The 14,105-nt window shown below is 37.1% G+C and carries 11 protein-coding genes and 1 other annotated feature; of the genes, 1 reads left to right on the top strand and 10 read right to left on the bottom strand.

What is annotated here, in order from left to right:
- Positions 1-130: 130 nt before the first annotated feature.
- The 8 genes from ilvN to MHI40_RS04640 all read right to left on the bottom strand — a co-directional run bounded on the left by ilvN (position 131) and on the right by MHI40_RS04640 (position 11,702).
- Positions 131-646, bottom strand: a complete 516-nt coding sequence (ilvN, locus tag MHI40_RS04675) for an acetolactate synthase small subunit (protein WP_093537301.1) — start codon at positions 644-646, stop codon at positions 131-133.
- On the bottom strand, positions 643-2,394 hold the full coding sequence (ilvB, locus tag MHI40_RS04670; protein ID WP_340764386.1) for an acetolactate synthase large subunit: 1,752 nt from the start codon (positions 2,392-2,394) through the stop codon (positions 643-645). The genes ilvN and ilvB overlap by 4 nt, the downstream gene beginning before the upstream one ends.
- 135 nt (positions 2,395-2,529) lie before the next feature.
- Positions 2,530-2,781: a binding site (T-box leader), on the bottom strand.
- Positions 2,782-2,820: 39 nt separating this feature from the next.
- The gene (ilvD, locus tag MHI40_RS04665) at positions 2,821-4,488 is read right to left on the bottom strand and encodes a dihydroxy-acid dehydratase (protein ID WP_340761732.1); all 1,668 of its coding nucleotides are present in this window, start codon (positions 4,486-4,488) and stop codon (positions 2,821-2,823) included.
- 475 nt (positions 4,489-4,963) lie between these two features.
- Positions 4,964-5,395 carry a hypothetical protein gene (locus MHI40_RS04660; protein ID WP_340761731.1) on the bottom strand — a complete coding sequence of 144 codons (432 nt, stop codon included), beginning with the start codon at positions 5,393-5,395 and terminating at the stop codon, positions 4,964-4,966.
- Positions 5,396-5,585: 190 nt separating this feature from the next.
- Positions 5,586-7,268 (bottom strand): methyl-accepting chemotaxis protein, encoded by a 1,683-nt coding sequence (locus tag MHI40_RS04655; RefSeq protein WP_340761730.1) that lies wholly within the window; start codon positions 7,266-7,268, stop codon positions 5,586-5,588.
- Positions 7,269-7,406: 138 nt separating this feature from the next.
- Positions 7,407-9,089 carry a methyl-accepting chemotaxis protein gene (locus MHI40_RS04650; protein WP_340761729.1) on the bottom strand — a complete coding sequence of 561 codons (1,683 nt, stop codon included), beginning with the start codon at positions 9,087-9,089 and terminating at the stop codon, positions 7,407-7,409.
- Between the two features lie 156 nt (positions 9,090-9,245).
- The gene (locus tag MHI40_RS04645; protein ID WP_340761728.1) at positions 9,246-10,934 is read right to left on the bottom strand and encodes a methyl-accepting chemotaxis protein; all 1,689 of its coding nucleotides are present in this window, start codon (positions 10,932-10,934) and stop codon (positions 9,246-9,248) included.
- Positions 10,935-10,952: 18 nt separating this feature from the next.
- Positions 10,953-11,702, bottom strand: a complete 750-nt coding sequence (locus tag MHI40_RS04640) for a C40 family peptidase (RefSeq protein ID WP_340761727.1) — start codon at positions 11,700-11,702, stop codon at positions 10,953-10,955.
- Positions 11,703-11,871: 169 nt separating this feature from the next.
- Between MHI40_RS04640 and MHI40_RS04635 the strand changes: the two genes are divergently transcribed.
- Positions 11,872-12,198: an SCP2 sterol-binding domain-containing protein gene (locus MHI40_RS04635; protein WP_340761726.1), complete on the top strand. Its 327-nt coding sequence runs from the start codon at positions 11,872-11,874 to the stop codon at positions 12,196-12,198.
- A 66-nt stretch (positions 12,199-12,264) separates the two neighbouring features.
- On the opposite strand, the gene MHI40_RS04630 is transcribed toward MHI40_RS04635, so the two are convergent.
- Together MHI40_RS04630 and MHI40_RS04625 are read right to left on the bottom strand one after the other, a co-directional pair.
- A protein-coding gene (locus tag MHI40_RS04630; protein ID WP_340761725.1) for an IS3 family transposase occupies positions 12,265-13,598 on the bottom strand; the annotation gives its coding sequence in 2 pieces (ribosomal slippage) (positions 12,265-13,211 and positions 13,211-13,598; 1,335 coding nt in all).
- Positions 13,599-13,712: 114 nt separating this feature from the next.
- A complete protein-coding gene (locus MHI40_RS04625) occupies positions 13,713-14,099 on the bottom strand; it encodes a hypothetical protein (protein WP_340761724.1) in 387 nt (128 codons plus the stop codon).
- Between the last annotated feature and the right edge of the window lie 6 nt (positions 14,100-14,105).

Below are 14,105 nucleotides of genomic sequence, written 5' to 3'. Positions count from 1 at the left end.
GTTATTTCCTCCTCGAATTTGGGTTTTTTATATTTTTTATTCATTAATCACTAATAATGATAGATTTCCGTTTCATGCGGACGCTTTCCACGGGCGGTCCCACATTACAATCCAATCAAATGAGTTTTTATTATTTTAAAATGGATAGCTGTGGGCCGTTTACTTTCTGTGTCTCGCGAACAAAAGCGGTTACGCCTGTTCTTGTTAGTTCTTTAATGCCATAGGGTTTGAGCAAATCGATGAATGCATCAATTTTTTCTGGACTACCTGTTACTTGGAAAGTGACTACGTTTTTACCAGTATCAATAATAGAAGCACGGAAAGGTTCTATAATACTATTAACCTCTGCTCTTACAGTTGGTGGCGACGCGACTTTTACGAGTGCCAGTTCTCTTACGACAATTTGTTTTTCGGTAATATCATTTACTTTCAGAACATCTACTTGTTTTTGTAGCTGCTTTAATAGCTGCTCAAGCTTTTGTTCATCCTCCACATTTACCACAAATGTCATTTTAGAAATTTGCGGATTTTCTGTATGCCCTACTGTGATGCTTTCAATGTTGAACTGACGCTTCATGAGTAAGCCAGTCACACGATTGAGTACTCCACTTTGATTGATCACTGTTACTGTGATGATTCGTTTCATTCTGGCTTCACCCCAATCATTTCATGTAGGGCTGTGCCTGGAACAACCATTGGATAAACTAATTCTTTTTGTACTACTCGGCAATCGATTAAAACTGGCTCATCTGATTCTAATGCTTCTTTTAACTGAACCTTCGCGTCTTCAAACGTTTCAATTTTATACCCTTTGATATCGTAAGCTTCCGCTAGTTTCACGAAATCTGGTTGAACCGAAATTAATGATTGTGAGTACCTTTCACCGTGGAAGGTCTCTTGCCACTGGCGTACCATACCAAGTGCTTGATTGTTTAAAATAATTACCTTTACTGGAATTCTCAGCTCTTGTAATAGAGATAATTCCTGTAACGTCATTTGGAAACCTGCATCCCCAACAATTGAAACCACTTTCGCATCAGGCTTTGCTAGCTGTGCACCAATTGCTGCTGGGAAACCAAATCCCATCGTTCCTAGTCCACCGGATGTTACCCAATTATGTGGATGATTAAATTTATAGTATTGTGCTGTCCACATTTGATGCTGTCCAACGTCTGTTGTGACAACCGCGTCTCCGTTTGTATACTCATGTACTAGCTCGAGAACTTGCTGTGGAAGCAATCCACGTTCTTCGCTTGCTTGATAATGAAATGGATATTGCTCTTTAGAAATATTTAAGCTTTCTAGCCAAGCGACTGTATTTCCATTCGGTGCTTCATGCGCTATCAAAGCTTCTAATGCTTCTTTCGCATCCGCTACAATCGGAATTTCTGTTGGAACGTTTTTGCCAATTTCTGCTGGATCTATATCAATATGAACAACTCTAGCGTTTGGAGCAAAGTAATTTAAATTTCCTGTTAAGCGATCATCAAATCGTGCACCAACATTTATAAGTAAGTCACATGTTTGAATGGCCATATTCGCTGTATAAGTTCCGTGCATGCCTGCCATTCCGAGGAATAGTGGATGATTACCTTCGATACCCCCTAATCCTAGCAGCGTATTCGTTACTGGAATTTGATATTTTTCAGCAAATTCAGCAAGTTCGTCTGATGCTTTTGCAAATAATACTCCTGCTCCAGCAAGGATTAACGGTTGTTTGGCGGTAGAAATAGCTTGAGCCGCTTTTTGAATTTGTAAAAAGTTTGGCTTTGTCGTTGGCTGATACCCTGGAAGATTTACTTCCTGATCTTCATCTTTTGGCGTTACGAACAATCCGGTAGCCATATTTTTAGGTATATCTACGACAACTGGTCCTGGACGACCTGTAGAAGCAATATGAAAAGCTTCGTTAATGATTCTTGGAAAATCAGCTACATCTTTTACTTGGTAATTATGTTTAGTTATAGGCTGCGTAATACCGATAATATCTGCTTCTTGGAATGCATCTGTACCAATCACGGTTGTAGCAACCTGCCCTGTAAACACGACTAACGGAATGGAATCCATCATCGCATCGGCAATGCCGGTAACTAAATTCGTTGCACCTGGTCCCGAAGTAGCAATCACTACTCCAACTTTTCCAGAAACACGGGCATATCCTTCCGCTGCATGAATAGCGCCTTGTTCATGTCTTGCAAGAATATGTTTAATCGGATTTTTGTACAATGCGTCATAAATTGGTAGAACCGCACCACCTGGATAACCAAATATTACTTCAACCTGATGCTTCTTTAACGTTTCGATAAAAACATCTGCACCATTCAACTGTGTAGGAGCCTGTGTGGTTATTGGCTCTTCATAAACTTGCTCAGTTTCCTCAACGGTCAACTTCATCATTAATTCCTCCTTTTTAATCAAATCGCCCAGTTTGCTTGAAAACTTCACTTAACTCTCACTTTAAATGACTAAAGTTAAATGTATAAAAAAGAAAAGAATCTCACCCCACACAAAGAAACCATCGTTCTTTTGTATAGGGATGAAATTCTTTTCATGGTACCACCCTAGTTCGTAGCGCAACCGCTACCTCGCAGATAACAAGCAATTGCCCACTATCCATTTATAACGAGAGTAGCTAAACTACACCCGGAAGTATCTAAAAGGTTTCCCGTTCAACACTTCACTCCGAGGGGATGTCGCTAAAGGTTGTATTGTCGGTTCCCACCACACCGACTCTCTGTTAATACAAGGTTCCTTTAACTTTTGCCTCATCAATGATTTATATATTTTATTTTTAATAAAAACCGTTTGTAAAGTTTATCCTTAGATTTTCATTACTCCACCAGTACTCGCTGATGTTACTAGTTTTGAATATCTTGCTAAATAGCCTTTTTTAATCTTTGGTTCAAATGGTTGTAAGTTTGCTTTTCTAGAAGCTAATTCCTCATCGCTAACTTGTAAATCTATCGTTCTATTTGTTAGATCAATAGCAATCAAATCATCATTTTGAACTAAAGCAATCGGTCCACCGTCTGCGGCTTCTGGAGAAATATGTCCGATTGAAATCCCTCGAGATGCTCCGGAGAAACGACCGTCTGTTATTAGTGCTACTTGTGTTCCTAATCCGCGACCTTGAATCGCGGAAGTTGGTCCAAGCATTTCCGGCATTCCTGGTCCACCCTTTGGACCTTCATAACGGATAACAACGACATGACCTGCTTGAACGGTACCATCATCAATCGCTTCTTGTGCTGCTTCTTGCGAATCAAACACAATCGCTTTACCAGTGAATTCTTTAATAGAAGGATCCACCGCACCTACTTTAATAACTCCGCCTTCAGGAGCAATATTTCCAAATAATACGGATAAGCCTCCTACAGGACTATATGGGTTTTCTTTTCGGCGTATGACTCGATCATTCGTAATTTCTGCTTCTTTCACATTTTCATAGAGTGATTTTCCAGTAATCGTTAGTCGATCTGGATGAACCGCTCCAGGAATCTCACAAAGCTCTTTTATAATGGCACTAACTCCTCCTGCTAGATGAACATCATGCATGGAGTAATCAGATGCTGGCATAATCTTCGATAAGTAAGGAATACGTTTTGCGACTTCATTGATCTCACGCACGTTATATTCAATTTCAGCTTCGTGTGCAATTGCTAATGTGTGGAGAACTGTGTTTGTTGAACCACCCATTGCCATATCTAGCGCAAATGCATCATCGATCGTTTCTTTTGTTATTAAATCTCTAGGCTTCACATCTTCTTTTACCATTCGTATTAGATGATGTGCTGCTTCTTTTATAAGGCGATGCCGTTCATCTGAAGTTGCAATAATCGTTCCATTACCGGGAGGTGTCACTCCTAGCATTTCCATCAAGGAATTCATGGAGTTTGCAGTGAACATACCTGAACATGATCCGCATGTTGGACATGCATTCTGTTCAATATCTAGTAGCTCTTCTGCTGACATACCACCTGACTTATAAGAACCTACTCCTTCAAACACAGAAGTGAGTGAAAGTTGTTTCCCGTCGGCTGAAGTACCAGCTTCCATCGGACCACCTGAAACAAATACAGATGGGACATTCGTTCTTACCGCTGCCATTAACATACCTGGTGTGATCTTGTCACAGTTTGGAATGTAAAACACTCCGTCGAACCAGTGCGCATTAATAACTGTTTCAGCTGAATCTGCAATAAGCTCTCGGCTAGGAAGTGAATATCTCATGCCGATGTGACCCATTGCAATTCCATCGTCTACACCAATCGTGTTGAACTCAAATGGAATTCCTCCTGCTTCACGAATAGCTGCTTTCACAACTTCGGCAAATTTGTTTAAGTGCATATGACCAGGAATAATATCAATATAGGAGTTACAAACACCGATAAACGGTTTATCTAAATCTTTCGTTTTAACCCCAGTTGCATAAAGCAAGCTTCTGTGTGGGGCGCGATCGACGCCTTTTTTTATCATGTCACTTCTCAATTCAATCGCTCCTATACTTTCCGCTTATGTAGCGTTTAGCTTTGCAGCTCTGAATATTTATCATTGTGAATTTTCTCACAATAATTAATATATTGTTGATATCATATCGCCTTTAAAATGCCCCGTCAACACCCAATTTTTAAATTGTCAGTTATTTTCGAATATTCTTTTTGTTTGTAATCGCTTTCATCTGCGATATATCGCATTTCGCAGAAAGAAAAAATAATTGTGAACTTTTTATTAAAATGACATGAGTTTGGAAGATATTTAAGTTGGTTGGGAGAGGTGAGTGTGAATGAGGTATATCTTTTGAATCGCAAATTGTGTGTGGCTATTCGCAAGTTGTACACAGTCAATCGCAAATTGGTTTGGAAGAATCGCAAGTCATCTATTACAAATCGCAATATTTACTTCGATAATCGCAAGTTTACAAATAAAAACCCTTTCTCCAAAAAAAAAGAGAAAGGGTTGTCTGTTACCACAAATTTGGCTTTGCAACCATGAACCATAGCATGAGTAATAACAAAAAAATATATTTCCACACATTGGATTTTAGTTTTTTGATGAGTGTATCCAAATCAATCGTTCCTGCGCGCAATTCTCGAATATTTGGTTTAAATGCTCTTGCTAGAAATACGATTGAACTTACCATCACGACAATTGTCATAACCACCCACGAGGTTGTCCATGGCCAGTTCCCTTGCCATACAAGAAGAATCCCTGACCCAACAAGCACATGGCCAGCGTGTTTAACTAGACGAATAGCTGCTTGGAATACTTCTAATGATGTATCAATCATCTCTTTACTTTTGCCTTTCATCCTATTTAATAACGGGAACAGAACAAAGAAAGGACCAATCGATAAAACTGCACTAATCACATGTATGAAAATAATGAATGTATACATTTCGAAACAACTCCCTATCGCAAGTATACCTGATTTCCCTTGAAAACTTTGTGACGAGTTCTGGAATGTTAGAAGATAATCTTTGAAAATTAGGGTGATATAATTTTGCGCAACTTTCTAGTTTTGCGCAATTTCCCTTTGCCTCTCTAGAAAAACAACTCCTATAAACAATAGGAGTCGTTTGTGTTAGTTATATTTTAAAGTGACTTACTTCGTTTTTAAGTTTCTCTGCTAAGTCTGCTAGGAATTGAGCATTGGATGAAATTTCTTCGTTTGCTGCTAATTGTTGTTCAGTTGCAGCGCTTGTGTCACTTGCTCCGTCTGCTGCTTGTGTTGCTAATGATTGAACTTGTTGGACACTTTCGGTTACGGAACTAGATATTTCTTGGATATTACTTATAGCGATTGTAACGGATTCTACTTTTTGTACTACATCGTCTACGCTTGTTTCAATTTGATGGAAGACATTTAGAGATTCAGTTGTTTGTGCTAAGCCCTCTTCCACTTTTTCACCGCCCGAAGTGATTGCTTTAACTGCTGAACTCGATGCCGTTTGGATTAACTGGACCATGGCTGCTATTTCTGCTGCTGAGTTTTTGGATTGCTCCGCAAGTTTGCGCACTTCTTCTGCTACAACTGCAAATCCTTTTCCGTATTCACCAGCACGCGCTGCTTCAATTGCTGCATTCAATGCCAGCAGATTCGTTTGATCGGAAATGTCTGTAATCATGGAAGTAATGTTTTGAATTTCATCGGAATGCTTTGCCATGTTTTTCATAATTTCTGTTGTTTCATGGAAAGTTGTATAAATATTATCCATCTGACTAGCTACATTCGTAACGACGTTAGACCCTTGTGTAACAAGAGATCGCACTCCATCTGTAGCTTTTAACATTTCGTCATTACTTGAAGCAATTTGTGAAACACCTTTTTGTAAGTCTGTCATGGATTGCATTGAAGCATCCATGTGATTTACTTGTTCATCACTTGCTAGCATTTGAGCTTCTGCAGATTTTGCGACCATTTGGGAAGATGCCAAACTTTCTTCGGAACTAGCAGTTAGTTCTTCCGCGTTTGCTGCTAATTGCATCGATGAATCACGGACACCAGAAACTATACGTTGTAAATCACCAGACATTTTGTTAAAAGTAGTGGCCATTTCTCCAACTTCATCTTTATTCTTTATAATAATTGGTTCTATTGTAAGATTGCCATCTGCAATTTCTACAAGACCATTCGTCACTTTAGTAATAGGTTTAGCTATACTTCTACTTATAAAGTGTGATACGAGTACTCCAACAACGATACTAAGAATCGTTAATATTAGTGTAACAATATTAGCTGTTCCTACATATGTATTTAATTCGTCCCTTGTTTGCTCTGATCTTTTTTCAACATTTGATTTTAGTTCTACTAATACATCCGCAATCTCCAAGTTAAGCTTTGTAGATTCGGATGCATTCTTTTGGTACATACCGTTTTTCTTTTTTATTTCAATTATTTGATTGTTTGATTCGTATAGTTGTTTAGATTTCTTCTGTAATTCTTCTACTAACTCTTTTGAAGTCGTATCTTTAAGATCACTAGAAAGTGAAGTTGTAATCTCCGTCACTTGTTTATAATTGTTTTCTAGTTTTTCCACTGATGTTAGTTTGCTAAACATTAAATACTCTAATACTGAAGTGGACGTGTCCTTTTGAATTAGTTCCACTTTCTCGATAAGAGACACATGTTCCATTTCTTCATCAATTAGTGAATCATATTTACTTGATATGTCGTAAGTTGTCCACATAGACATAGCACTCGCTATTATTAACAGCACCAATACTGCTGCAAATCCACCCCATAATTTCTTAGAAATTGTTAATTTCATAATTATCCCCTTTTTCTCTATAGATGCTACTTAAACCTAATTATACAAGTTGAAAGTTGACGACATTTATTGTCGAAATATTTATTTTTTAGAAGTAAAAGACCCTAAATCCAACTTACAATTTAGGGTCTTTGAAAGTTATATCTTAAAGTGACTTACTTCGTTTTGTAGTTTTTCTGCTAAATCTGCTAGAGACTGAGCATTGGAAGAGATTTCTTCATTTGCAGCTAATTGTTGTTCTGTAGCGGCACTTGTGTCACTTGCGCTATCTGCAGCGTGAGTAGCAATTGTTTGTACTTGTTGGGCACTCTCTGTAACAGAATTAGCCATCTCTTGAATTTGTCCAATAGCAGATGTTACAAGCTCTACTTTGTTCACTACATCCACTACACTAGTTTCAATTTCTTCAAAAACATGAAGAGATTCTGTCGTTTTCGCAAGACCTTGCTCTACTTTATCTCCACCAGTTGTTATTGCTTTAACTGCTGACCCTGATGCAGTTTGGATTAGTTTAACCATTGACTCAATTTCAGAAGCGGAATTTTTCGATTGCTCTGCAAGCTTACGAACTTCTTCCGCAACAACCGCGAAACCTTTACCATATTCTCCTGCACGAGCTGCTTCAATTGCAGCATTTAATGCAAGTAAGTTCGTTTGTTCGGAGATATCCGTTATAAGCGATGTAATGTTTTGAATTTCATCTGAATGCTTAGCCATATCTTTCATAATTTCAGTTGTTTCAGTGAAAGTAGTATGGATCGTTTCCATTTGGTTAGCTACTTCAGAAACCACAGAAGAACCTTTTGTTACTAAAGTTTGCACACCATCTGTTGCTTGTAACATTTCATCGTTACTCGAAGCAATTTCTGAAACGCCATGCTTAAGACCTTCCATAGAATTCATCGATGACTCCATATGTTTTACCTGTTGTTCACTTGCGACCATTTGCTCTTCGGCAGATTTCGCTACCATTTGAGAGGATGCAAGACTTTCTTCGGAGCTAGCAGAAAGTTCTTCTGCATTTGCTGCTAACTGCATCGATGAATCGCGTACACTTGATACAATTTGTTGTAAATCGCTCGACATTTTATTAAATGTTTTCGCCATTGTGCCTACTTCATCTTTGTTTTTAATAATAATTGGTTCAACGGCTAAGTTACCATTAGAAATTTCTTCCAGACCTTTTGTTACTTTTTGAATTGGTTTAGAAATAGATTTTCCGATGAAGTAAGAAATCAGAATTCCAATAATAATTGCTACTATAGTTAATAAAATTAGTAATTTTGATGTGTTAGCCTCAAACTTTTCTAATTCCGCTCGTGTATCTGCCAAATTTCCTTCTTGGACTTGTTGTAATTCTGCCAAAATATCAAGTACCCCGGCATTAATTTCCGATGAGTTTGCTGCATATTGTTCAAAAGACTGATTTGCAGATTTTAACTCAATAATTTTATTATTATTTTCAAATAATTTCACTGTTTCTGTTTGAAGTTCTTTCATCAACTCCATGGACTCTGCATCAGGAGCTTTTTCTATTAAAGCTCGTGCTGCAACGGAACCTTTCTCTATTTCAGCATCGAACTTATCCACAGCTTCTCTCTTACCAAACATAACAAACTCTAATATAGCAGTAGCCATATCTTTTTGAATGACAGTAATCTCTTCTACTAAATCTATCTTTGCAACGTCATCATCTAATAGCCCCTTGTATCTATCCGTTAGCATTGACGTTCCTACTTGAGTAATAACACTTGTGATTACTAGTAATAGTAAAACAGCACTAAAACCAAACCACATTTTCTTAGATATTGTCAACTTCATTTGTATCCCCTTTTTCCTATTTATATTAGTATTATATGATTCTAATGTAACTATATCATTATACATAATAGAAGGGTATTTGGACACATAAATTTTGAAAAATTTCAGTAAAATATCCTATAACATATAAAATGATATAGGATAAAAAGTTTTAATTTAAATTTTAAAGTGACTAACATTGTTTTGTAATGCTTCCGCAAGATCTGCTAATGCTTGTGCATTGGATGAAATTTCTTCATTTGCAGCGATTTGTTGCTCTGTTGCTGCACTAGTATCATTAGCACCATCTGCTGCAAGCGTTGCAAGTCGTTGAACTTCTTGCGCACCCTGTGAAACAGACTCCGCCATAGCTTGTATTTGTTCGATAGCAGCAGAAACCGATTCTACTTTAAGACCAACTTCTCCAACAGCCTCTTCAATGCCTTGGAATACCTTTAAGGATTCCGTTGTTTTAGCGATACCAGCTTCCACTTTCTCGCCACCATCTGTGATAGCATGAACAGCCTCACCTGAAGCACTTTGAATCAGTTGAACCATAGAAGCTATTTCTGTAGCAGAGTTCTTAGATTGCTCTGCAAGTTTACGCACCTCATCGGCTACAACTGCAAAGCCTTTACCATATTCACCAGCTCTTGCTGCTTCAATTGCGGCATTCAATGCTAATAGATTCGTTTGTTCTGATATATCCGTTATTAAAGCAGTAACCGTCTGAATATCATTGGAATGCTTCGCCATATTCTTCATAATTATAGTCGTATCAGTAAATGTTGTGTGAATAGTATCCATTTGTTTAGCAACATCTGATACAACATCAGATCCTGTATGAACTAGTTTTTGTACATCATTTGCTGCATGTAGCATTTCTTCATTGCTAACAGAAATTTGACTGATGCCTTGTGATAGCTCTGTCATTGACTGAACCGATGAATCCATATGATGCACTTGCTGTTCACTTGAGACCATTTGAGCTCCCGCAGATTTTGCAACCATTTGAGAAGATGCTAAGCTTTCTTCTGAGCTAGCGGAAAGTTCCTCTGCATTAGCAGCAAGCTGGATAGAAGAATCTCGTACTCCTGATACAATATCTCTTAAGTCTTTAGACATTGTATTAAATGCTGTGGCCATTTCGCCGACTTCATCATTATTTTTGATCACAATAGGATCAACTAATAAGTTACCTGTTGCAATTTCTGTAAGGCCTGCCGTAACACGCTTCACGGGTGCTGAAATACTTCTACTGATAAAGTATGCAAGTATAACACCTAGTAAAACACCTAATGCCGCTAAGGAGCTAACGAATACTTTTGCGCCGAATTCATAACTAGTAAGTTCTTTTCTCGTTTTATCCATATCGTCTTGTAAAAACTTTTCAATTTCTGCTAGTACTACTAACGCATCTGCATTTGTAGTTTTCGCATTGGCAGTAAGTTTATTGACCGCCGCAGTATCTTTTTCCATTTTCGCTTTAATCGCATCTGCATTAATAGCAGCGAACATATCATTTTTCTTTTCAAATTCTGTCATCATCTCTAACGTCTCTTCTGAAAACAACTTATTACGTAATTCAGCAGTTAAATTATTCGTAATTTGTTGGTGTTCCTCTACACTTGCCCTGGATGCATCCGTAGTAAATAGTAAATAATCCATTAGTGCTCCGGACGTGTCTTTTTGAGATACTCCGATATCTTTTACTAGATTCACTTTAACCGCTCGATCATCAAGCAAAAATTTATATTTATCACTAGTTTCCATTATGGTCATAAGCGACAAAACAGATACAGCTATTAATAACACTAAAACAGTAACAAACCCCAGCCACATCTTCCTACCGATAGTCCATTTCATGTCAAATCCCCCTTTGCCTTACTTCACAGTTAATGAATTAAATCGATTGAATGAAACAAAATGTTCTTTCCAATAAGAAGAATCTAAACTCGTTACTTCCACACCTTTAGACCCCGCATGGATAAACTTATTATCACCTATGTAAATTCCCATATGAGAGATTCCTTGTTTATATGTATTTTGGAAAAATACTAAATCCCCTACAACTGGTATCGAAACAACAGATGATTGTGCGAAGTAACTCTCACTACTTTGTCTCGTAATATCTAAACCTGCTTGTGTATGTAAGAAATAAATAAATCCACTACAGTCGAACCCCGACATTGTATAACCACCATATACGTACGGTATGCCTTCTAGACGTTTTGCAAAATCTACTATTAACGGATACATAGCTTGTCCTTTAGCAGATAAACTCTTTTCTTGTTCTTGAAATGGTGCAGTGATCAGCTGTGCATCCTTTACTTGTACTGGAGTTACTACTGTCTCCTGTTTCGATGTATTAGTAACTACTACAGGTTTAGTAGTAACTACCTTTGCCGGAGTTTTAGTCCCAATAGCGGGCTTTTTCACAACTAACTTTTGTTTGATGTAAACACTATCCTTCGTCAACTTATTCCATGAACGAATATCATTGATTGTCACCTTATTAAGCTTAGCTATTTTCGATAGGGTATCCCCCTTTTTAACTTCATATAAGGTATTAGCACTAGCAGATGATGCAAAGGAAATAAGTAAGACTGTTACTATTAGCACTTTCTTGAACATAAAGACCCTCCTTCTATATAACTATTATATTTATAATACCATTTCTACTTACTAATCACATTACTATTTTTTAATTTCCCAGGAAATATTAACTCGCCAAAAAGAGTCGAATATGAGAAAATTAAATATAAATGAATATTCAGTCATAAATAGAGAGGGAGATTTATATATGAACGAAACTTGGCAACTAATCGAAACAACGATGAATGAAAATCCAGCACCAATTCAAAATGAAAATGTTTGTTATGAGTTTAACTTAACGGGTGATAATCCAAGTGTAAAACAGCTCATTTTGGCAAATGGAACTGCAGAGGTTTCAGACGACACTTCGACCAAGGCTGATTGCAAGTTAACATTGAGCTCGAAAGACTTTATGAAACTACTTGCAGGTGAGTTGAATAGCACTACTGCGTTTATGTTTGGGAAGTTGAAGGTGGATGGGAGTATTGGGTTGGCTTTGAAGTTGGAGGGGGTGTTGAAGGAGTATAAGTTTTAGTGATTTAAAAATAACCCAATGATGTTTAAAGTGTACCCTTTGTAAAGGACATTTTAAAAAAAGCTCTTAAGCAACTTGAAGAAGATGATGTCTGTATTGTACAGGCGTCATCTTTTTTAAGTTCCATTGACCTCGATAATGATTATAATACGTCATATAACTCTTAATCTCTCGTATTAAATCCTCTAAAGTTTCGCAAGACTTCAAGTCTACTTCATCCTTAAAATGACCAAAGAACGATTCTTGAGGTGCGTTATCCCAACAGTTTCCACGACGTGACATGGATTGACCTAATCCCATTTTCTTTACCAGTTTTTGAAATTGAGGACTTGTATAATGGAAGCCTTGATCTGAGTGGATAAATGCCTCTTTAGATAGTTTTATCTCTTTCTTTTTTAATTTTTTTAAGGTACTTAGTGCGATATCTAAGGTTAGTTTATCGGATACTTCACATACTAATATCTCATTCGTTTCTGCATCTTTAATGGTGGATAAATAGGCACGTTTTCCTTTTCCATAACTTAAATATGTAATGTCTGTTAATAGAACTTTACCAATGACTCCTTGCTTAAACCGGCGGTTTAATAGATTTGGTAATGTGCGATGTTCCTGTGTTGCCTTTGCCATTCTTCGATAAGGATTCGCTTTTCGAAATGGACAAATGATCCCAAACTTTTTCATTATGCGACGAATTCGTTTTAAGTTATATGTAATGAGATACTGATTTTCTAACGTCATTTTTATTTGACGCGCGCCTTTTTTTCGACGGCGGAAAAGAAACGCTTTTAGAATAATTTCTTTTACTTCTTCATCTGCTAACTTGCGTTCTTCGCGGTTTTGCATGGCTTTTTCTGAGAAATAGTTGTAGTAGCCCGATCGAGATACGCCAATTAATACACACAGAAAACGAACCATACGCTTTAATTGATATTTTTCAATCGTGTCGTGGATCAATTGGAATTTCTGTTCGCTTAGGAGTTTGGTTTCTTTTTCATCATCTGCCTTTCGAGTAAATCGAGCTTTTTTAGGAGTTCATTTTCCGCTTGTAATAATCGATTCTGCGCCTCTAATCGAGCGTATTTTTCTTCTAAACTTAGTTCTCTCTCTAAAGGTCTACCACTATTCTTTTTCCTCGTATCTTCTAATCCGAATATCCCTTTTTCATGATAGACAGCTCGCCACCGCTTAGCTGCAGATTTAATACGCTCCATACCAATTAACTCCACATCAAAGTCAGCTTCCTCAAAAATAGCACGAGGTAATTTCCCCATTTCATTTTCAGAAATAAATCTACGTTTAAATTCGTCGGTATAGGTAATTCCTTTTTCACTAACTGCACGTACATTAGGATTGCATTTCAGCAGTTCTATTTCATTTTCAGTAAATAAACTTATTGTCATTTTGATCCGCCCTAACATGTTTTTTCTCATTATAAACAAAAGTACCCCAGAGGATAGACTTTTTTAAGTGTCTATTCTATGGGGTACATTTTAGTTTACTCATTGGGTTATTTTTTATACTTGTGTATATACGACTAATTGTGGATGAATAGACTCATACCATTTCTTATATGCTGGGTAAAGATATTGTTGAACTACTTCTTGTTTTTCCTGTGATTTTTCAAATATACCATCTAACTTCTCAGTTGCAGAAATAATTTCTTTGAAGTCACGTATGGAGTTTTTCACTTCAATATTATCATGATAAATAGTAGTTAAATCATCATTCACTTGGATAAGCTGAACAAAGGATGAAAGAATATCACTTAACACCAGGTCACCTTCTGTTTTTGAGTAATCTGAAAAACTAGCAACAACATATTCAAATGCTTCATCAATATTCTGAAGCATTGTTGTATATTCTCGAACTAATTGTACTTGATCCTCTGTTAAAGTTGTCATTTTAAT

This window comes from Psychrobacillus sp. FSL H8-0510 (assembly GCF_038008345.1).
GTDB classification, from domain to species: Bacteria; Bacillota; Bacilli; order Bacillales_A; family Planococcaceae; genus Psychrobacillus; species Psychrobacillus psychrotolerans.
This window is presented reverse-complemented; position numbering and strand designations above follow the sequence as displayed.